General features: G+C 70.7%; 19 protein-coding genes. 10 read left to right on the top strand and 9 right to left on the bottom strand.

Translation table 11 applies throughout. From position 1 onward, the window contains the following. Positions 1–414: 414 nt before the first annotated feature. The 3 genes from J7I97_RS33340 to J7I97_RS33330 all read right to left on the bottom strand — a co-directional run bounded on the left by J7I97_RS33340 (position 415) and on the right by J7I97_RS33330 (position 3,824). The gene (locus J7I97_RS33340) at positions 415–2,826 is read right to left on the bottom strand and encodes a DEAD/DEAH box helicase (RefSeq protein ID WP_214942789.1); all 2,412 of its coding nucleotides are present in this window, start codon (positions 2,824–2,826) and stop codon (positions 415–417) included. A 110-nt stretch (positions 2,827–2,936) separates the two neighbouring features. After that, on the bottom strand, positions 2,937–3,242 hold the full coding sequence (locus J7I97_RS33335; protein WP_214942786.1) for a hypothetical protein: 306 nt from the start codon (positions 3,240–3,242) through the stop codon (positions 2,937–2,939). Positions 3,243–3,275: 33 nt separating this feature from the next. Then, entirely contained in the window at positions 3,276–3,824 is a 549-nt protein-coding gene (locus J7I97_RS33330) for a hypothetical protein (RefSeq protein WP_214942782.1), read from the bottom strand. 426 nt (positions 3,825–4,250) lie between these two features. Here J7I97_RS33330 and J7I97_RS33325 point away from each other — a divergent pair, with 426 nt between their 5' ends. After that, positions 4,251–4,631, top strand: coding sequence for a hypothetical protein (locus J7I97_RS33325; RefSeq protein WP_214942779.1), 381 nt, complete (start codon positions 4,251–4,253; stop codon positions 4,629–4,631). 42 nt (positions 4,632–4,673) lie between these two features. Here the strand turns inward: J7I97_RS33325 and J7I97_RS33320 are convergent, their stop codons facing one another. The 6 genes from J7I97_RS33320 to J7I97_RS33295 form a co-directional block, all read right to left on the bottom strand. Then, positions 4,674–5,480: a hypothetical protein gene (locus J7I97_RS33320; protein ID WP_214942777.1), complete on the bottom strand. Its 807-nt coding sequence runs from the start codon at positions 5,478–5,480 to the stop codon at positions 4,674–4,676. After that, on the bottom strand, positions 5,477–5,728 hold the full coding sequence (locus J7I97_RS33315; protein WP_214942774.1) for a hypothetical protein: 252 nt from the start codon (positions 5,726–5,728) through the stop codon (positions 5,477–5,479). The genes J7I97_RS33320 and J7I97_RS33315 overlap by 4 nt, the downstream gene beginning before the upstream one ends. Next, positions 5,725–7,935, bottom strand: a complete 2,211-nt coding sequence (locus J7I97_RS33310; RefSeq protein ID WP_214942770.1) for a Mucin-19 — start codon at positions 7,933–7,935, stop codon at positions 5,725–5,727. Before J7I97_RS33310 ends, J7I97_RS33315 begins: the two co-directional genes overlap by 4 nt. Before the next feature lie 13 nt (positions 7,936–7,948). Continuing rightward, positions 7,949–9,310, bottom strand: a complete 1,362-nt coding sequence (gene dnaB, locus J7I97_RS33305; protein WP_214942767.1) for a replicative DNA helicase — start codon at positions 9,308–9,310, stop codon at positions 7,949–7,951. After that, positions 9,307–10,344: a hypothetical protein gene (locus tag J7I97_RS33300; protein WP_214942764.1), complete on the bottom strand. Its 1,038-nt coding sequence runs from the start codon at positions 10,342–10,344 to the stop codon at positions 9,307–9,309. Before J7I97_RS33300 ends, dnaB begins: the two co-directional genes overlap by 4 nt. A gap of 578 nt (positions 10,345–10,922) precedes the next feature. Then, entirely contained in the window at positions 10,923–11,702 is a 780-nt protein-coding gene (locus J7I97_RS33295; protein WP_214942762.1) for a GntR family transcriptional regulator, read from the bottom strand. A gap of 257 nt (positions 11,703–11,959) precedes the next feature. On the opposite strand from J7I97_RS33295, the gene J7I97_RS33290 reads away from it, so the two are divergent. The 9 genes from J7I97_RS33290 to J7I97_RS33250 all read left to right on the top strand — a co-directional run bounded on the left by J7I97_RS33290 (position 11,960) and on the right by J7I97_RS33250 (position 20,477). Then, positions 11,960–12,379, top strand: coding sequence for a hypothetical protein (locus J7I97_RS33290; RefSeq protein ID WP_214942759.1), 420 nt, complete (start codon positions 11,960–11,962; stop codon positions 12,377–12,379). After that, positions 12,376–12,774 (top strand): hypothetical protein, encoded by a 399-nt coding sequence (locus J7I97_RS33285; protein WP_214942756.1) that lies wholly within the window; start codon positions 12,376–12,378, stop codon positions 12,772–12,774. The genes J7I97_RS33290 and J7I97_RS33285 overlap by 4 nt, the downstream gene beginning before the upstream one ends. Then, positions 12,771–14,369, top strand: a complete 1,599-nt coding sequence (locus J7I97_RS33280) for a hypothetical protein (protein ID WP_214942753.1) — start codon at positions 12,771–12,773, stop codon at positions 14,367–14,369. Before J7I97_RS33285 ends, J7I97_RS33280 begins: the two co-directional genes overlap by 4 nt. Next, on the top strand, positions 14,369–14,746 hold the full coding sequence (locus tag J7I97_RS33275; protein WP_214942750.1) for an RRQRL motif-containing zinc-binding protein: 378 nt from the start codon (positions 14,369–14,371) through the stop codon (positions 14,744–14,746). Before J7I97_RS33280 ends, J7I97_RS33275 begins: the two co-directional genes overlap by 1 nt. 111 nt (positions 14,747–14,857) lie before the next feature. After that, positions 14,858–17,491: a DNA translocase FtsK gene (locus J7I97_RS39250; protein ID WP_251059405.1), complete on the top strand. Its 2,634-nt coding sequence runs from the start codon at positions 14,858–14,860 to the stop codon at positions 17,489–17,491. A gap of 191 nt (positions 17,492–17,682) precedes the next feature. Next, the gene (locus J7I97_RS33265; RefSeq protein ID WP_214942747.1) at positions 17,683–18,582 is read left to right on the top strand and encodes a hypothetical protein; all 900 of its coding nucleotides are present in this window, start codon (positions 17,683–17,685) and stop codon (positions 18,580–18,582) included. A 162-nt stretch (positions 18,583–18,744) separates the two neighbouring features. After that, complete coding sequence (locus tag J7I97_RS33260; protein WP_214942744.1) at positions 18,745–19,422, top strand: hypothetical protein; 678 nt, start codon at positions 18,745–18,747, stop codon at positions 19,420–19,422. A gap of 105 nt (positions 19,423–19,527) precedes the next feature. Then, entirely contained in the window at positions 19,528–20,127 is a 600-nt protein-coding gene (locus tag J7I97_RS33255) for a hypothetical protein (protein ID WP_214942742.1), read from the top strand. Positions 20,128–20,249: 122 nt separating this feature from the next. Next, positions 20,250–20,477, top strand: a complete 228-nt coding sequence (locus J7I97_RS33250) for a hypothetical protein (protein WP_214942739.1) — start codon at positions 20,250–20,252, stop codon at positions 20,475–20,477. Positions 20,478–20,565: the final 88 nt, after the last annotated feature.

Raw genomic sequence — 20,565 nt, 5'->3', positions numbered from 1 at the left:
AACTATCGCGTCCCGGCTCACGAGAAGCAATCGGGCTGAGCACAGGACGGGCCAACTGAACTGCTCACAGGCCAACTGGCGCGCTCAGTCACATCTCCGTGTCGAAACACCCGTTTGCCGTATCCGGCGGCCCACCTGAGAGGTCAAAACGCCATGAGGGGCCGCGTGCGGGCCTCCCAGGTGATCACAGGTCGATCCATACCAGGTGTGCCGAGTTCGTCGACTGAAGGGCCCATTCTTGGCGTCGCTTTTCAGCGTTGATTGGCGAATTGCCGGATTGGAGGCCAGAGTGAGGTCAACTTGCTTGTGGGCTCCCCAATTGGGGAGCCCAAACCAAGATCACACGGGATCCCCACTGGGGAGCTGTCGGGAGCGCCGACGAGGCCCGGCCGTCGGGCCGACGCAGCGCGCTCTCTACGACCAGCGCATATCGAGGGCCGACAACTCCTCCACCCGCTGGACCGACAGCTTCCCGGCCTTGACCCGCTGCTGGCTGATCCAGGCCCCGAGCCGCACCGGTTCGCCGTCGACCTCCTCGGTGTGGCTGCGCGGTACGTCGAGGTTGCCGACCCGGACGCGGTACTGGGCAGCGGCGCGCAGGTTGTGCGCCCACATCTCCTCCCGGGTCCGCTTGGCGGGCGCCGCGGCCTGCTTGATGCCGAGCGTGCCGAGCAGTGCCTGCTGCTCCCCCGTCAGCTTCCCGAATCCCTGGCACTGCACGGCGGCCCAGCGGCCGAGGTCCTCGCCGTCCACGACGAGGATGCCGGGACCGGGCGGGAGCGTGCCCCCGGCGCCCACGTGGCGCTGGGCGAGACGGAAGGCACGCTGCCAGTCGATGGTCCACTCCGGGCACCAGTCCGGGTCGATCTCTTCCAGGGCGGTGCGGCGGTCGGGGGAGAGCGGCGTCTTCGCCCGGCGGGCGGCCGCGCGCTGGTTCTTCAGCCAGCGGCCGACGGGGTACCCGCCGTGTTCGGCGTCGACCGGGGCGGCCAGGCCGACGCCGGACTCGGTGGCCCAGGCGGCGGCCGCGGTGAGGCCCTCGTCGAAGCGGGCGTCGAACAGGGACCAGAGCATGCCGAGCTTTTCCAGCTGCACGATCCGCTCGCCGTCGAGGGCGTCGGCCTTGTAGTGGCGACGGCAGTCGGCGATCCAGACGCCGAGCGGGAAGCCGGCGGGCGCCCAGTCCTCTGGGGTGCGGAAGCCGTACGGGACGCGGAGGTCGTCGTGTTGGGCGCGGTAGCGCTGGGCGGCCTGGATGCCGCGGCGCCACTGGACCCGCTCGGGGTTGAGGACCCGCAGCTGGACGAAGGAGGCCAGCTGGTGCGCGTCGCGCGGCTGGGAGAACCGCAGGAGACTGCGGGCCGACACGCTCTCGGTGGCCTGCTCGTCGTCCGGGGCGTCGTCCTGGCTGGCGGATGCGAGGCCGGGCTCGCCGGGTCGAGCGGGGGCCGGTGTGCCCGGGCTGGCCAGATGCTCGATCCGGGTGTCGTGGGCACGCAGCGCGGCGAGGAGCTTGGCGAGGCCTGCGTACGCGGGGGAGGTGAGCATGGTCTCGGGGGTCTCGCCGGTGGAGAGGAAGGCCGGCACGACGAGGGTGGCGATCTTGCCTTCGCCGGGGTGCATGCGCAGGGCGCGGCCGACGGCCTGGACCAGGTCGGGCATCGAGCCGCGGACGTCGCAGAAGACGACGCCGTCGCATTCCCGGGTGTCGACGCCCTCGCCGAGGACTTTCACGCTGGCGATGAGCGAAAGCCGGGCGTCCTGCCCGCTGTCGGTGAGGCCGGCCGCGAATTGGGTCAAGACGCGGCGCCGGTGGGCGGGCCTGTGCTCACCGTGCAGCCACTGCGCCCACACCGCCGCCTCGCCGGTGGATGCCGGTTCGCCGCTGGGGTGGTGGAGGTCGCGGGCCTTGTCGGGCAGGCCGGCGGCGAAGGCCTCCGCCTCGGACACCCGCTGGTGGAAGGAGAGCACCCGTCTCAGGCCCTCCTCCTCGGCAGCCTTGAGGGTGGCCGCCTGGAGGGCGCCGAGCCGCAGGCCGCGGACCGCATCGGAGGCCTCGTCGGCGGCCAGCATCGCGGCGTTGAGCTGGTGGTCCTGCACGTCCACGACCACGACCTGGTACGGCGCCACGATGCCCAACTCGATCGCGGTCTCCAGCGGTAGGCGATAGGCGACGCGGCCGAAGAGCCCCTCGGGGTCGTCGGTCATGGAGGCGACGAGCTCGCCGTCCTCCTCGTCGCCGTCGCCGGCGGTCCAGATGCGGGGGGTAGCGGTCATGTAGAGGCGCGCGACAGCCGGGATCCGGGCGTTGTCGTGGACGACGGCCCAGGGCTTGCCTGTCCGTCCGCTGGTGCGGTGTGCCTCGTCCACCACGATCAGGCCCCACGGGGACAGGCCCGCGTCGTGCGCGACCTCCAGGATCCCGTTGCCGAGGGAGGCGTACGTCGCGAAGACGGTGACGCGGTCATGCGCGGTGAGCTGCACGAGAGCGTGCGGGTCGGTGGTGTGCGGGAAGCCGGTCTCGTAGGCGTCCAAAGACGAGACCCCGACGAATGCCCCCGTGCGGCCGCCGTCCCGCCAGGCGCGGGCGGTCTGGTCCAGGAGGTCCAGTGAGGGGACCAGGACCAGGACGCGGTCGCCGCCGACCCGGTCGGCAGTGTGCACGGCCACGAGGGTCTTGCCGCTGCCCGTGGCCATGATGACCTGGGTGCGCAGACCGGCGGGCGGCATCGGAGTGTGGGGGAGTGGCGTGAGTTCGCGCACCGTGCTGGTGACCGCGTCGGTCTGATGGGCGCGTAGCGGCGGAGGCGTGGTTGTGACTGTCATGTGCTCACCTCGATGTTGGGTCGGCCAAGGCGTGGGGCGGGGGTTCGGTGGCGTGCGGATACGGGGTGGGGCAGGGGTGTGGCGCCCCGTTGCGGGGCGCCACACCCCTGTCAGCTGCCGTCATTGCTGTTGTTCCAGCGGTGCCCGGCCGGGCACCGCAGGTTGTGGACGCTCAGAAGCTGGTACGGGCCGCGGTCGTCCCAGGCCTGAGTGCCTTCCGATGCGGTCTGCTCGCAGGTCGGGCAGTTCCACGAGGCGAGCTCGTACGACGCCATGGGCCGGGGACTGGTGGACCGCGACACCGGAGCCGGGACGGGTGTCGCAGCAGCGGGGGCCGTGCGGCGGGCCGGTCCGGCGGGCGGGGGGAGGGGCTCAGAGCGAGTGCTGGTCATGGCGGCGATGAGCTTCTTCAGCACGGTGGTCTCCTTCGACACAGAGAGGTGTGCAGGTCAGTGACGGGTGTTGCGTGAGAGCCGGACGACATCGCAGGTGCAGGCGCCGCCGTGGGCCATGGCGTGCAGTTCCGGCAGAGTCCAGCCGTGGACGTTTTCCGGGGCTCCGGTGGTTCGGAACGTCGCGGGCGAGCCGGAAGGGCGCTGGCCCGAGGCGGCGGTGGCGGCGTCGAACATCCACCCACTGATGTCGATCACGTAGCCGGTGGGGCCGGTGCGGGTCGTGACGGTGCCCACCTGCAGCAGGCGCATTCGCCCCTTCTGCCGGGCCCGACTTTGGTCCAGCTCGTTCTGCTGGTTCTGCTGGTGCTCGGCGCGGCGGTCGGCGGCGAACTTGCGGTCCGCTGCCCGCTGTTCCTCGGCCTGCCGTTCCCGGACCAGGCCGCGGCAGGTCTCGTAGGTGTGGCCGGCGACCTCGTGTCCGGATGCCATCCGGCACCAGGAGCACGTCTCGCGGGGCTTGTTGGCCAGGGTGCCGTAGAAGTACTGGCGCCCGCCGAGGGCGATCGCGGCGCCGATCAGCAACAGCACGTACCAGGGGAACATCGCGGTCTCCTCCGGGGAGCAGGGTGGCACGGGCGGGATGCGGTGCTCCGCCAACCACTAGTATGCATCTTCAAGAAAGGCATTTCAAGAGAATGCATTTAAGTGCCTTCCTGTGGCGGGCGCGCCACGTCCAGCGCACCCACCCCACGGCGCTACAGTCCTCGCGGCTGGACGCGCACCGCCCACCGCCACAGACCAGGTGACCACGCCACCGGTCGGTGAACGGCCAAGGTCTTACGAGGCCCGCGACCCAACCCGGCGTTCTCAAGTCGGCGTTCAGCGTGGGAAGGCCGGCGTCCAGGAGAACCGATGCCCAAGCACCAGAGCACGGCCGCACGGCGTGCGCGCCAAGCCCAGACGGCCACGGGCGGGAAGTACACACAGCTTTTGCGAGCACAGTCCGCTTGCCCTGCCGCTCCGCCGAGCGTGCGACCCGGGCACGCTGAGCGGTACGCCGAGTACCTCGCTGCACTCCGGCGCTCGGGTCTCCCTGACCTGGCACGCGCCTGCCTCTACGAGCTGCTTGTCACCTCGCAATACCGCCACGAGGACCTGTACGTCGAGGTGGACGACTGGGCCATCGCAGACGCGGCCGGCATGGATGTCTACGCCGTGGATGTCGCACTCATGCTCCTGGAGGAACTCGGCTGGATCCGCAAGGTCGACGGCGAGCTGCACCGGCTGGTTCTTCCGCAGGAGCACCTGGACTTCTGGGACCGGGAGCTCGCGACGTTTCGGCCGGCGGTCGCCGACCCGCAGAAGTACGCCCAGAAGCTGCTTCAGCTGAAAGAAGATCCGGTCGGCTGAAGGCCTCGCCCCCGGAGCAGACGCCCCGGGGAGAACGCCCGTCTAGTCCTGGGGCTTCCAGCCACGGATCTCTAGGCCGACGATCGGTGTGCCGGGCTCGATCTTGTCCGTGTCGACGAGCCACTTCTGCACGGCGGCCGCGACGTCGCCGCCGGCCGCGTCGACCAAGGCCTTGAACTCGGCGCCGTCGAAGCCCTCCTCACCCGAACCCGGGCCCCCGCGGTTGTCGGCGTAGGCGCGCTCCTCGGTGCCGTCGCGCCGCTGGACCACGTAACGGCGGACACCGGGGGAGTCGGCCCGGCGGCCGGCGTCGTGCTTGAAGGCCCCCTTGCGGGCCCGGACGGTGAACGCGATCCGCCCGCCGTTGGCGGCGGCGTCGTCCACCACCGGCCGGAGCCGGCTCGCGCCGGAGGCGATGTGCTGCTTGCCGGCCTTGGCCAGGGACGAGGACCAGGCCTTGACCGGCTTGCCGTCGGCACCGATGACGGGCTTGCCTTTGGCGTCCTTGACCGTCCGCTCGGCCCGCACCCGCGTCTTGCCGCGGACGCGGGCCTTGTAGCCCTCCCTGTTGAGCCGCGGCTGAACGTGCCCGGCGGCCAGGGCCTTCAGGCTCGCGATGTCCCGCGGCCCGCCAGCCTGCACCTCCTGGACCACAGCCCGCAGCGCCTCCACCATCGACGCGCCCTTGTTCTTGGTGAAGAACTGGCTTACCAGCGACGGGTTGCGGCCGAGGATCTCGCCGACCTGCTTCCGGCTGAACCCGGCCCGCTCCAGCTCCGAGGTCAGCCGGGCGGCCTCGTTGCGCTGCGCGCCCCGGCCGCCCGCGGGCCTCCTACTGCGCGGCGTCACGCGGCCGCCTCCTCGTCCTCGTCGTCACACTCGTGGTCGGCGTACGCCGAGGAGTCGTCCTCGAACTGGTCGTCACCCTCGTTGCCGCAGCCGTGGCAGCGCCACTCCGCACTCCAGACGACCGCGCCCTCGCGGCCGCAGTCGTGCTCGGAGCGGACAGTGTCCTCGTCCTCCCACATGGACTCGCCCGAGGCACCACAGGCCGGGTGCTCCCACTGACCGCCCCAGATCACGTCGGCGCTGCTCACATGCCCTCCGATTCGTAGGCCTGGCGGCCGAGCTCCTGCAGAACGTAGAACTCCTCGTCCGTACGCGGGGTGTTCTGCTCCCACTCCATGCGCCCCTTGAGCAGGTAGTCGCCCGGCTCACCGCCGTATTCCCAGTCGACCGGCGCCGAGGTGTAGATGGCGTCGGTCCGGAAGGCCAAGATGCTCCCCGCGGGAAGGTGCAGCGCGCCGGCCTTCATCGGCTTCCCGGTCTGCGGGTCCTTCGAGCTGGTGCTCACCGACAGCAGGGCCGCCCGGGCAGCCGACCACACCCCGGCCGCCCACTCCGGGTGGGCGTACTGGTCCCGCGCGAACCCCTGGTTGCGCTCCCAGGTGACGTGGGTGTCCGTGATGCCGGTCAGCCGCGCCCCGTCCGGCAGGTCGGGCACCTCGCCGCCGGCGCCCAGCTCCAGCGAGCCGGTCGTGACCCGCGGCCGCTGCGCGAACGTCCCGATCCCGTACAGCAGGATGCTGCGGACCGCGCGGGAGGCCAGGTGACAGGCCCGCTTCTGCTGCTCGTCGCCGTGGAGTTCGGCGGTGGCCCGCAGGGACTGCCAGGCCTCGCGCAGCTTGGTGCTCCAGCTCTTGAGCGGGTCGCCGGACTCCCACAGCAGGCCGTCGAGGATCTCGATCCGCCACGGCGCGATCGGGTTGCGCAGCGCGAGGTTGACCTCGGCGCCGCCCGCCCATGTGACGAAGGTCTGGCCGCCCTCGTACGGGTAGTGCCAGGAGCGCTCACCGGGTGCCGGGGCCGGGAGCAGCCCGACGTGGTTCCAGTCCTTGGGGATGGTCACCCGCACCTGCCAGTGCGAAGGCGCGAACAACGCGTTCGCCTGCTCCTTCTCGGTCATGGCCGCGAAGGTCGCGGCGGTGATCCGCCTCGGAATGCCGACACCGGAGGCCCAGGTGTGCTTGGCGTACGCGAAGGTCCGGTCGACCTCGTACCAGCCGGGCACCCGCTCGGGCACGCGAGGCGGTGTGATCAGTTCGGTCCGGCCCTGCCCGGCCGTGGCGTGGAGCAGGCCGCGGATCTCCTGCGACATGACGGGGAAGCCATCCGCCCACTTCGCGCCGGCCTTGGTCGGGATGGTCCGCGACCACAGGTCCCGGCCGGTCTGCGACGGCGAGCCCATGAGGACGACGTCCTCGAAGTGTGGCCGCAGGGCCTTCCACAGCTCGACGAACGCCGCGCGCACCGTCGCCGGGTCTGCGCCCTCGGGGTCGAACCATTCCCCCACGCTGCGGATTTCGGTGTGCTGGTCGCCACGCTGCCAGCGGCCCACGGGGTTGCGGGGGTGGACCAGGTGGCCGGCCTGCCGGTCCTTGCCGCGCGAGGACTCCACCGTCCAGCCCTCCGGGAGCGGTCCGTTCAGCCAGGCTGCGACGGCGTCCTTCAGGAACTCGTGCCGTTCGGCGCCCTGGTGCCATGGGTCGCCCGCAGTGATGTAGATCCGCTCGATGGTGGCCGGGGCCACCGCGTAGACGGCGGTGAGAATCTCGGCCACCGAGGACTGGCCGAGGTCGAGGCGCATGGTGCCGCCCTGCCACACCAGGACGCCGGTCGCGGTGTCGAGGAACGCCATCCCCCTGGTGGCCTGCTTGAAGTTCGGCCGCTTCGACGTCAGGCCGGCCTCGGCGCGGAACCAGGCGTCGCCCTCGGCACCCGCGGGAATCGACGGCAGGACGCGCTCGGCCTGTTCGGGTCCGGCAGCTACCGGGGCCGGAGCGGTCTCGGCCTGCCGGGGCTCGCCGAGCACCTCCAGGTCGAAGGCGCCGTCGGCGGTCGCCGCGCGCAGCCGTGCAATGGCACCAGCCTGATCGGCAAAGCCCCTGTCCGGACCCGGTGCCGCAGACGTTTCCTTGATCGGCTCTGCGGGCGCCTGAGCGGCTGGCTGATCAACCGTGACGGATTCCGTCACGGGAGGCTCCGCGGGCGCCTCAGGGGCGCCCTGAGGCGCCAGAGAGGGCACCAGGGTCACGATGTCGATCACGCTGAGGCCGGCGGCCGTCGCGATCCGGTCCGAGGTGGCCTTCGCGTACCCGCCGAGCTGCTGGACCTTCTCGTCCCGGCGTTCGCGCAGTTTGGCGACTTTAGCCTGGAGCTGCGTCAGCTCGCGCTCCAAGGGCTTGAGTTCGTCGCGTACAGCCCGCAGTTCGGCGAGGCCGGTGGAGAATTCCTTGCTGTTCATGTGGTGGTCCCCCTCAGGTGCTGGCCATGTCGACGAAGCGCGAATAGTGGCCCTGGAACGCGGTCGTAATCGTGGCGGTCGGGCCGTTGCGGTGCTTGGCAACGATGAGATCGGCTTCGCCCGCGCGCGGCGATTCCTTCTCGTAGGCGTCCTCGCGGTGCAGGAGGATCACCATGTCCGCGTCCTGCTCGATTGCGCCGGACTCCCGCAGGTCGGACACCATCGGCTTCTTGTCCGTGCGGTTCTCGGGCCCTCGGTTGAGCTGGGACAGTGCGACTACAGGGATCTGCAGCTCCTTGGCAAGCATCTTCAGGGCCCTGGAGATGTCGGAGACCTCCTGCTGACGGCTTTCCGGACGGCGGCCGGCGCCGGACTGCATCAGCTGCAGGTAGTCGATGACCATGAGCTTGAGCCCTTGGCGCTCGCGGAGCTTTCGGGCCTTGGCTGTGATGGTGACCAGGTTCAGGTTGGCGGAGTCGTCGATCCACATCGGAGCATCCATGAGCTCCGCCGTCGTTCGGTCGACCTTGGCGCGCAACTCGTCCGGCAGGATCGCGTGGGTGATGTGGTGGAGCGGCACCCGGGCCTGGGCCGAGATCACGCGCCGGGTGATCTCGCGGCGGCTCATCTCCAGGGAGAAGAACACGGAGGGCTGTCGGTCCCTCAGGGAGCACGCCCGTACGAAGTCCTGTGCGAGGGTCGACTTGCCCATCGCCGGGCGGCCGGCGACAACGACCAGCTGTCCGGGCTGAAGACCACCGGTCAGCGAGTCGAGGTCGGTGAAGCCGGTGCTGATTCCGCTGAGCTTGCCAGCGTTGGCGGCCCGCTCCTCGTAGTCGTCGTGGAAGTCCTCCAGCGCTGGCCCGAGCAGGCCCAGGCCGTCGTCCTCGTCCTCGTCGACTGCTGCGAGCAGGGCCTGCTGCTGTGCTGCGACGAGCTCGGTGGCCGTGCTTTCGCCGCGCAGAGCGGTGTTTAGGGTGGTGCGGGTGGCGATGATGACCTGTCGCACCGACCACGTCTCGCGGACGATCTCCGCGTAGTACCTGACGGAGCCGACTCCGAACATGAAGCCGGTCAGGGTGAAGAGGTAGGCGCTGCCGCCGACCCGGGCGCTCTCGCCCCGCTGTGTGAGCAGGGCAGAGAGCGTGATCGGGTCGGCGGCTTCTCCGCGGAGGTACATCCCGACCGTGGCCTCGAAGATCGTCGCGTGGGCCGGCTTGTAGAAGTGCTCCGGCTTCAGGACTTCGACGGCCTCGGCAATGGCTTCCTTGGACATGAGCATCGCGCCGAGGACCGCCATCTCGGCGTTGAGGTCGTGCGGCGGGGCGGCACCTTCAAGGCCGCCCCGCTGCTCGGGGAGTTCGAGTTCCTTCACTGGGCTACTCCGGCGAGGGCGATCGGGCTGCACGTCCAGCAGTCCACGTATTCGTACTGGTCGTTGAAGCGCTTGCGGTCGTGCTGGCCGCAGTCGCCGCACCACTCGACAGCAGCAGCGCTCTGCTCGGTCGGCGCGGTGGAACGATCGGCATGCTTGTGCAGGTCGGTCCACCCGCGCGGGGCCATCTCCTGCACACGGTCGCACAGCCACCAGGCGGGGAAGCCGTCGGCCAGCAGGTCGGCGGCCGCGGAGCGGATCGTGCCGAGAGCCTTGCTGGTGATCGGCCTACGGAGCGCCTTCCGGTAGGCGGCGACGACCTGATCCGCCTCATCGTCTGCCGTCCGCTGGGAGGGAACCACCCCGGGGGTTTGCGGCGCAGCCGAGGTCTCTCTCTCCGTCACGACAGCACCACCCTCACCGGGTGCCGCATCAAGCGCACCCCCCTCTTGAGAGAGAGATTCTTTAAGAGAAGAAGGAACCGCCGCACTGGTGCGGCCACCCTGGCCGCGTCCATGCGGCCCCCCTGGCCGCACTGGTGCGGCCACCCCCTCGTCAGGGGTGGCCGCACTGGTGCGGCCACCCCCCTCGGGGCTGCTGGCCTGCTGCTTCGCCTTCCGGGCAGCCCTCACCTCCCGCTCGGCCTGCCGCCGCTGGGTCCGGGCGGCAGCGCGCTCGTCCCACCGCTCGTGGTCGAGCAGCCGGTACAGGCTGGGGATGTTCACGCGAGGGTTGTTGGGGTCTGGGCGCCGCTCGACCTCCAGCAGACCTTTGTCCTCCAGCCGCTTCGTGGACCGGTCCACCGTGTCGACGGACCGCCCGATGCAGCGGGCGAGCACCTTGCGGGTGGGGATGTCGTCTGCGTCGGGAGCGTCATCGGTCTCGCGGGTGCCCTGGTCGGCGAAGGATGCGATGGCCGCGTAGAGCGCCTTGTCGACAGGTTCGACACTGCCGTCGCGTGCGAGCAGAGCGTCGAACTTGATCCAGTCGATGGCGGCCGCGCTGACGACCCGGGGGATCAGATCGTGGCGCATACCGCTCCTCCCCGGGTGAGGGCGGTGGGACGGATCGCTACGGACCCGGGGTGCACAGGTACGTGCACGGCACACCTCCTAGTGGATGTTGTGCCGTGAACTCTCCACATGTGGGCTTGCCCGAAGGCTTGCCCGCTGCTCGGAAGGCCCAGGTGACAGGCTTGCCCATTCTCGCGCCGCTTGGGCAGGCCGGCGCTGGGCAAGCCCGGGTGCGCGGCAATGGGCGCAGACGGGCCGGGGGGTCGGTGGGATGGGCGAGGTACAGCCGCCGCGGCGGCCCTGTTCAGGTGTGACACATACGGTCCCTTGTTAAGGGAGCCGTGGATCAGCTGATCAACTGTGTGACTCAGGCCACTGGGCAAGCCTGTCTGGGCTTGCCCGGGAGTCGTTGTCTATGCTGTTGGGTAGGTGACCGACGGGCCCTGATGGTCCAGGCACCCAGCGCGGTCACCGCGCTGACCACGACTCCGTGTGCTGCCAGGCTGGGGAGTCGGGACATCGAACGGCCGTCCTGTCTCACCAGGGCGGCCGTTCTTCCTTTCTACGGTGAACGGCTCATCTTGAGTTCTCCTTAGGGTCTAGGCCGGTGCGGACTCTGCGCCGGCCTGGGCACTGCCGTCGCGCTCGATGTCGTAGCCGATCTCGAAGAGCTCGGCCGACATCCGGGTGTCGTTGATCTCTACTACCTGGCCCGTCGAGGACCGGGTAACGCGGACGACGCGCAGCAGCGGAACGCCGACGTCGGCCGGGAGGCCCAGCGACTCTGCCTCCTCCGGGGACGGCATCCGCGCGGACACCGCTTCCTTCCAAGCGAGCGGGGCGTGCCCCATCTCTTCGAGCCGGTCGTAGATGCCGCCCGGGCCCGTGTTGTTCTCGGCGAGCTGCGTACCGCGGACGAGGTCGGCCGGCAGGTAGCTGGTCGCGAGCTGCATCGCGGCCCGAGTGTCCGGGTCGCCCATGATCCGGTCCCGGATGAGGACTTCCGAGCCGACGCTGAGCCCCATGGTGGCGGCCAGGTCCACGGGGACCACTCCCCACCTCACGGTGGGCGTTTCCAGCGCGACCCAGTTCTGGGCGGCGGGATCGAAGTAGTACCCGATCTCGTCCCGGTAGACCTGCCGCGACCTTGTGATTCGACGCTTCTCCGGACGCTCACGCACGATCGTCCCTCTCCGCCGGACAGCGACGACCAGCCCTTCCTGCTCCAGCAGCTGGATCGCGCTGCGGACGGTCTGGTAGCCAGCCCCGTACTGCTCCTGAAGCTCGGTCAGCATGGGCAGCTTGTCTCCCGGCTGATACCGCCCATCAGAGATCTGCTGCCGGAGCGCAGCAGCGATCTCGCGGTACGAAACGGGCATTCAGGCCGCCTTTCTAAGCATCCAACGCCATCACTATATAGCTATCTCTAATGGCGCGTCAGTCTTGACGCGCGGCATGTCGAGGTGGTCTCATCATTACCGATAGCTCTAACCGGGGGTACCGGAAGGGCTACACATGGTTTGGCTACCCGTGCATTCAACGACGGCACCGCCATGCCAAAAACGGCCCTCCGGGTGGTCTTGGCAGAGACCCGGAGAGCCGCGCACAGGCCGTCCACGTCTGAGGAGAACGACCCGTGAACACCATCTTTGCAGCCTCCAGCCGCACGACCCACCCGCAGGGTCTGGAACAGGTCGAGATCCTGCGCCAGCTGCAGCTGCTGACCGGCGTGAGGCCGGTCGACTGGCTGGCCCCGCTGGACGAGTCGGCCGAACAGCAGGCGGAGCGCCTGGAGTTCCAGGCCGACGTGATCCTCGGCATCGCCGAGCACGACCCGAAGACCGCCGCCCGTGTCGCCGAGCTGATCCGCCGGCTGACGGGCGAGCCCGAGGTGAAGCAGACCGACCGGGTCTTCGGCCCGGTCCCCGCGGACTCCCGCCCGACCCGCCCCGCCTCCCTCCCCTTCCCGTTCACCGTCGCGCTCGTGGCGGGCTTCCGGAAGGGCAAGTCGGTGCCGGCGGCCGCCTTCACCGCGCGGGAGGTGCGGGTCGCATGAGCACCAGCACCCCGCGCGGCCTGCCCCTGAAGGTCCAGGCCCTGGTGACGACGTGGTCCATCACCGCCTTCATCCTCTTCGGCGCCGGCTGGCTCCTGGGCCTGCAGGCGACCTGGTGGCAGCGCGTACTGCTCGCGCTCCCGGTTGCCGGCCTCGCCTACCTCGACAGCCGCGGCCACACGCCCATCGTCGAGATCCGCGCCCGGCTGACCCGGCTCCTCGCCGAACTCGGCGCGATCCAGCTCCCCCTGGCCGTGGCCGGCGGCGCCTGGCTCCTCGGCCTCACCCCCGGCGTCGCCGAGCGCATCGGCGTCTGCCTGGTCATCGCCCTCGTCGCCGCCCTGTACCGCTACGCCCCGCACGCGGCCACCCCGACCGCCGGAGGTACCCCGTGAGCCTCACCGACTTTCGTACCGCCCGCCGCGAGGATGACGCCGCCAAGGCCGAACAGAGCCGTCTGAACGAGGAGTTGCACGCCGACCTGCACTTCCGGGCGCAGCAGCAGGCCTTCGAGCAGGAACGGGCGCGCGCTGCCGATGAGCAGGAGGCCAAGGACCGCGAGGCCGAGCGCATCCGCAAGGCCAAGGAGGCCGAGGCCGCCGCCAAGCTCGCGAAGGAGCAGTCGGACCGGGCCGCGAAGGCGGCTGCCGATGAGAAGAAGCGGCGCGATAAGGCGAAGCAGCGACGCGAGGCCCGCGAGCGGTTCGCCGCTCGGCTGAACGCGGCGCCGGCGTGGCTGGCCGAGCACCTCGACCTGGCCGCCGCGCTGGCCGTCATGGCCTGCAGCATCGTGCCGGCCCTCATCTCGCAGGCCGCCTCGCTGACCGGCACGGGCATCCTCGGCGAGATGGGCTGGGTGGGCTATCTCCTGGTCACCCTGCTCCCGGTGATGCTGGAGTGCTCCGCCTGGGCCGCCACGGCCGGCGAGGCCAAGGCCATGCAGCAGGGCCGCTCGCCGTGGCCGTACCGGATCGCGATCTACACCTTCGCGGGCCTGGCTGCGTGGATCAACTGGCTGCACGGCCAGCAGGTCGGCGGCGACAAGTACGGGACCATCCTGGGCGCCGTCCTGGCTGCGTCCTCGATCATCCCGATCGCGGTCTGGCAGCTGGTCCAGCTCGGCCGGCACCAGGAGGCCCGGGCGCGGCTGAAGGCCGAGCGGGCCCGGCGTAAGGCTGTGAAGGCCACCCGCAAGCAGCGCGAGGATCTGCTGCCGACGGTGTGGGCGACGGCGAAGACGCTGCGTGCGATCGCCGGGCACGAACTCCTCTCCGAGGACGAGGCGTGGCACGCCGCGTACGGCGTGCACGAAGGCACCGGTGTGGACCTGCCCGAGGAGCTGCTGCGGCACCTCTCGGCAGAGATGCTCGGCCTGCGGGTCGACGCGGAAGGCCGTCTCGCGGAGGTCCTGGAGGAGCTCGCGGACGCACGCCGCATGCGCCTCACCGCTTCCGCGAAGGTGTCCGCAGTGGCAGCCGAGAACGTCTCTGACGAGTCCGTGAAGCCGGTCACGGAAGAGCCTGCAACCCTCCCCACGCGGGTCTTTGCCGGAACCCGTGACGGACTCGTGGAGGGCCCGGCGAACGCTTTCCGGTGGAATGGATCTTCGCAGGTCAACCCGTCCGTCCCCCCGTCCGCGCGCACACCCGCGAAGACGCCCACGCGGAAGCGTGAAGCCGCGGCCGAGGGCTCGAAGCGGCCTTCCGTGACGGCCCCGGTGCGGAGGCTCTCGCGGGGCGCCCGGCGGGCTGCCGCGGAAACCGCGAAGAACTACGACGCGACCGAGAACGCCGCGATCGAGGAGTGGATCCGCAGCGAGATCCGCGACGGCCGGATCCCCACCGCCAAGGGGGTCACCGCGGAAACGAAGCTGCGCCGCGCGGAAGTCCACGGCGACAAGGCCATCGAGCCGGGCAAGTCCTGGGTCTACGACCGCCTCGCCAAGGCCAAGTCGACCCGCAGCAACCCGGCCGGCGTCAGGAGCCGGTGATGCCGCGCTCCAGTCCCCGCTACGACGACCCGGAGGGCGAGGAGTTCGGGCTTCCGACCTGGCCATGGAAGCTCGGCCCCGACCCCGAGGTCATGGCCACCTACCGACAGCTGCGGGCCCGCGGGCTGCGCCCGGGAGGCCAGCCGGTCGCCGGCCAGCTCGGGTGGACCCGCCAGGGCAACCCGATGTTCGCCGCCCTCTACCTGGTAGAGCGTGCCAAGCCGAAGCGGCCGATGACGGAGGCGCGATGGGCCGCGATCCGCAAGGCGGTGGCAGCCCGCAGGGTCTGCCCCGAGTGCCACACCGAGAAGGACTACGAGATCCCCAAGCGCTACGGGGTCTGCAACGACTGCCCCGGCGGCGCGAACGCCGCCTGACCCGAACACCTTCCCCCAGAGCGCAGGGCGGGGCCCGCCGGTCTCAACCGACCAAAGCGATGCCCGGCTTCCCCGCCCCGCGCTCACCCCCAGACAGGAGGCGTGAACAGCATGACCGAGATCGACACCAACCCGAAAGTCGACGACCCCCAGCTGTGGGCCAAGGTCGGCCAGGCCATGGACCGCAAGGTGCTCTGGGAGGCCGCCGAGCTGATCGTCTCCACCCAGTTCGGCTCCCGGTCCATGCTCCAGCGCAAGCTGCGCATCCAGTGGGAGCTGGCGGGCCGAATTATGGACGCGCTGGAGGCCCTCGGCGTCGTAGGCCCCGAGCAGGGCTCCAAGGCGCGCGACGTGAAGATCAAGCTCGTCGAGGACCTGGAGGGCGTCTTCGAGACCCTCTACGGCGACGGCGGCACCGCCTTCACGGCGCTGCTGCACACGAACCACGAGGAGGCCCCGGCCGCCATCCCGGCCCAGCCGGCGGACCCTTCGGGCGACGAAGACCAGGACGTGGACGACGAGCCGGCGCCGGAGCACAGCCGGCCGGTGGAGGGCACCGTCTACACCCCCGAGGAGTGGGAGCTGCGCGAGGACCCGGAAGGCGACCGCCCCTGGATCAACCCGCAGCTGCGCACCAAGGAGGGCCGCAAGGCCCGCTACGCCTACCTGCGCCGCCAGGCCCGCCGCCGGGCGCGGAAGGCCGCCGCCCGCCAGCTCACCGTGCACGGAGTCGTCCCCCGGGCCCTGCGCGGGGAGCGGAAGATGCGTTCCTGGGTCATCGGCATGGAGGGATACAAGGCCGCGGCCGACGAGCGCCTGGCGCTCGCCGCCGTCGAGACGGCCAAACGCAGCGCCCGCCGCGCGCAGCTCGCGCTTCTGCAGCGTGAACAGAAGCAGGCCCAGGCAGCCAAGCTCCAGCTGGAGGCCGGCAAGCAGCTGGCCGTCGCACAGAGTGCCCGCAAGAACGCGAAGCGGGCCGTCGCGTTCCGCGCCGGAGTCACCTACGGTCCACTGGTCCTGGCCGACGCGGCCGCCTACGGCTTCGCCGACGTCTGGGGCTTCCTCGGCGCCCTGGTGCTCAACCTCGCCGGCATCTCCATGCTGGGCCGCGACGTCGAGGTCAGCGAAGACGAGCTGGAGCGGCTGGAGCGGATCGAGGCCGGCGCCCCGCAGCAGGTCAGCGTCGGCATGACGCCGCGCATGTTCGAGCAGATGATGCGCCAGGCCCTCACCGAGGACCTGAAGCTCACCCTCTCGGCACTGCGGGTCGACCCCCACGCGTGGGGGTTCGAGATCCACGTCTGGCTGGAGCGGATGACCCCCGAGAAGATCTCCAACGGGCTGGACACGCTGGAGGCATGCCTGCCCGGCGTGCGCACCGGCAGCGTGCTGCTCCAGCAGTCCGCGGAATCCCGGAACTACTGCGTGATCCGCGTACCGGGCCCCAACCCCTGGCAGGCCGTCCCCGAACTGCCCGTCCGGGAACCGAAGTCCGTTTCCACCGCCGACCTCCACAAGGAGCAGATCGGCGGCGACATGGCAGGGCGTCCCCTGGCCCTGCCGATGTGCCGCACCAACGTGAACATCGTCGGCAAGAGCCGGTCGGGGAAGTCCACAATCCTGCGGGCCATCCTGGACGTGCTCACCGCGACCGAGGACCAGATCATCATCGGGATCGACCTGGGCGGCGCGGGCTCCGGCTTCGGCGGGCTCCGGCACGCTATGCACGTGGTGGCCACGACCCCGGCGGAGGCGAAGGCAGCGCTCCAGTGGGTGCTGGACATCGGCAAGGGCCGGCCCGGGCTCTTCGACCGCCTCGGCATGGGCGAGAACTGGGTCACCTCCCGGGAGCGGCCCGGCATCAAGGTCATCGTGGACGAGTTCCCCGCGCTGGTCCGCGAGAGCCGCAAGGGCTACTACGACGAGGACCTCAAGCGGCAGGTCTCCTGGGACCTCGACGGCATGCTCGCCGAGATCTCGATCACCTGCGCCAAGAGCGACGCCACCGAGCTCATCGCCGGCCAGGGCGTCACGAAGGAGAAGATCAAGGACAACACGTGGGTGGTGGAACTGCCCGTCCAGGTGCTGGCGGCCTGCGACAAGGACGACGTCATCCAGATCCTCGGCGACGGCATGCTCGCCCAGGGGTGGCGCGCCGACCGGCTGACCCCCGCCATGGGCGACCAGCTCAACGACGCCTCCGTGGTGTACGTGATGGCCGGCACCGCCTACTGCGAACCGATCCCGTACCGCGGCTGCTACGCCGACCCCGACGAGCTGCTGCGCCGCGGCCGGGCCCGGGCCCAGGCCGGGCTGGTCGACATCGACCCCGAGTCCGCGAAGCTCAGCCGCATCTCGCTGCGGAGCCTGATGGAGACCAGCGCCCGGAACTACGCCGCCGGGGACCAGGAGCCGGGAGCCGTCCCGCAGCTGATCGTGTCCGTCCGGGAGGTCTTCCGGGCGGCCGGGGACCCGAGCGGTCTCCAGCTGGAGCAGATCGCCGCCGGCCTCAGTGCGGACGACGCCGACCGCTGGGCCCTGGCGGCGTTCGACGGGGAAGACGCCGCCGACCAGGAGGCCGCGCGCGCCGTCGCACTGAAGGCGGCGATCAAGGCGGTCCTCGCCCCCGGCGGCAAGTCCTGGACGCCCGACAGCTACCGGCGACCGGGCGAGAAGACCACGGTCAAGGGCTACTGCCTGCGCCACCTGAAGAAGCTCACCGGCGAGGACGCAAGCGCCTCCTGACCGCAGGAACACCTCAGGAACACGCAGGTCAGCCCGCCGGAACAGGCCGGGAACGGGGACGGAACACCGCACGAGACCGGTGGCGGTGTTCCCCTCCCGGCACCTGTTCCCGCCGCGTTCCGGCCCCCTGACCTGCATGTTCCTCCCCGTTCCCGGCTGTTCCCCGCCCGAAAGATCCCCAGGAGTCCGTAATGATCGACCCGCTCCGCGCCCACGACCCGGACGCCGGCTACTACCGCATCACCGCCGAGCGCCGCTTCAACTACCTCCAGCTCGACCCCGAACACACCATCCGTGTCGTCTGGCAGGCCCTGCCCGTCACCTGCCCGATGTGCGGCGCCGACACCGGCCTGACCTTCGTCCTCGAACGCGCCGCGCAGCCCGTGGTCGAGGTCCTCTGTCCGAACCGGCACGAGTGGCCCGAGCACCTCGTCGACCCCGGCCACTTCACCGCCTGGGCCGACATGCGCTGGACCACCCCGAACTTCGACATGTTCTGGATCCTGGAGGCCGGGTTCGGCGAGGAGCCGCCCCCGCCCATCGACTACGCCAAGGAAATTCCCCAGGCCGCGCGGATCATCACCAAGGTCTACGTTCGCGAGGCGAAGAAGCGAGTCCGCCGCCAAGTCCGCCGCCGGGTACGCAAGGTGAAGAAAAAGGCCCTCAACGTCGCCTACGCCCCGGTCGCCGCCGTGATCCGCGCCGCATGGGCGATGCAGGCCGGCATCCCCCCGGAGGCGCCCGCCCCGGGGGAGAAGAAGGACAAGCAGGCCCCGGGGCCGAAGATCCCCGCGTACGCGAAGTACCGCGCCGCGTACGGCATCCCCGCACCGGCCAAGGGGCCGGCGTGTCTGGTCTGCGAGGACAGGGGCCGGATCGTCGCGCCGGGCCTGGACATCACGTGCACCGAGTGCGAGGGCCCCGCCGCGGCGGCCCTGGCCGCCGCCGAGCGCAAGGCGGCCCGGGCCCGCGCCGGCGGCCGTGCCTCCGAAGGCGGGAAGAGCCGGCCGGGCCGCGAAGAGGCGGCGGGGACCGGTGGCGCGCCGGGGAAGGCCCGCCCCGACGACGCCGTGACCAGCGCCGACGTGTAGTCCGGGGGGAGCGCCACAGATCCCTGAATGCATTCACTTGAAATGCATTCGCTGAAGATGCATACTTGAGTCATCGCAAGGCCCCCCGGGCCAGCGAGAAAGTCCCGCTCCTCCATGCACGTACCCGGCCGGGAACACCCGGCCCGCCACGACGGAGAGACCATGACCACCATCAGCGTCGGAGACATCGACAGGGTCACCAACGAGGCTCGCGCCTACCACCACCCGCACTTCACCGGCGCCTCGCCCAACAGCTTCAACCGGCTCGTCTTCAGCTTCCGGCCCTTCACCGGCGCCGAGGAGGAGCCCGAACGGCCGCTCTACACCTGGAAGGACGAGAGCCTCACGGAGGCGAGCCGCGCATTCATCGACGCCGAGTACGACGAGGCGATCCGCCTCTGGCGTATGGCCGCTTACACCGCCGCCCTCAAGCAGGCCGCCACCGGCGCCGAGGACCTCTGGGGCGCCTACAGCCGGGCCCGCACGGCCATGGACGAGCGGTTCGCCTCCCTGGACAGCGCGCCCGACGCGCACTGGCGCGCGACCGTGTCCCAGCTGGTCGCCGCCCAGAACAGGGCGTTGGAGACCGCAACGGTCTGGGACCGCAAGGGCCTGGAGATCGCCACCGTGCACGAGAAGTTCGTCTACGCCGACCTCTACCCCGAGGGCGCCTACAAGGCCATCTCGGTGGACCCGCGCGGATGGGTCCTCGGCAGCGCCTACGACTACGAGTCCTTCCGGGGCGGGCCGCTCGCCCGCGAGGTCCAGCAGCGGATCGACGCGCAGCGCGAGCACCTGCGCACCGTCGCCGCCCTCTCCGGTGACCGCGACCCGGCCTGACCGCCCTGCACCTTCTCCTCCCGGGGTGGCCGTCAGGTCGCCAACTCAGCTGGCCGCCCCGGGATCTCCCAACCGCCCAGCACCAGTAGCCCGAAGGAGCCCTTCGTGACCCACGTTCTGGTCCACCCGGTCGAGACCGCCCGCCCGAAGTCCCTGGAGAACCGCCCGGTCCGGGTCGCGCGCGCCCGGCGCGCCGGCGTCAAGGCCCTGTCCGCCGTCATCCGCTACGACGGCATCGTGATCATCGTTGGCACCGGCACCCTCGGACTCCACGCGATCGTCAACAACGACGGCCCCCTCGCGAACCTGACCGCCTTCGAAGCCGTCGTCACGTGGCTCACCCTCATCGGCGCCCTCTACGTCATCGACGCCGCCGCCAACGGACTCATTGACTGGATCAACCCGGACCGCTGGGACGGCGACACCGCCTACGCCCTGGCCGAAGAGGTTGGCCACATCCACGACGACCTCGACTCCGGCGCCGACCCGGAGGAGATCCAGCACAGCCTGCGTACCAGCGGACTGCTGGAAACGACCGGCGCGCTCACGCGCAGGCTCGCCTTGGCCTTCGCCGAGCGGGGGGAGGAGGACCAGGCCCAGCGCCTCTACGCGTCCGCCCTCCACCTGCGCACGGCCGACGAAGTGCTCGGGCACGGTCAGGCCGGTGACGAGCCGGGCGCCGTGGCCCGCGAGGATCTGCAGTAGAGGCGCCCCGGGGACGGCGGCCAGGTCGCCAAACTCAGCCCGCCGTCCCCGGGTCTCCCAACCCGCTCCAACCGGAGCAGGGGGCCGGAACCATCGTCCCTCACCATCCGCGAGGAGCCAACATGCCCCCCCGATCCGACGCCGAGCCCAGCACCGCCGAAGACATCAAGGCCGCTGTTCAGATCGCCCAGACCGCACGCGACAACGCCGTACTCGCCGCCGAGAAGGAGTTTTGGCAGCGGATGGGCGAGCTCAGCCGGAGCTACCACGGCGCCCAGCAGGACGTCGCCGACGCCATGGGCCGCAAGCGCGACTACGTCTACAAGAACGTGCGGAAGTACACCGCCTGATCCACCGCCTCCGGGGCCGGCCGCCAGGTCGCCAACTCAGCCGGCCGCCCCGGGCCTCCCACCCGCCCCGGGCCTCCCACCCGCCCCG

Origin of the sequence: Streptomyces sp. ISL-87 (assembly GCF_018614095.1) — a bacterium.
Taxonomy (GTDB): Bacteria; Actinomycetota; Actinomycetes; order Streptomycetales; family Streptomycetaceae; genus Streptomyces.
Note: the sequence above shows the minus strand (reverse complement) of the source record. Positions and strands in the feature narration are given on the sequence as shown.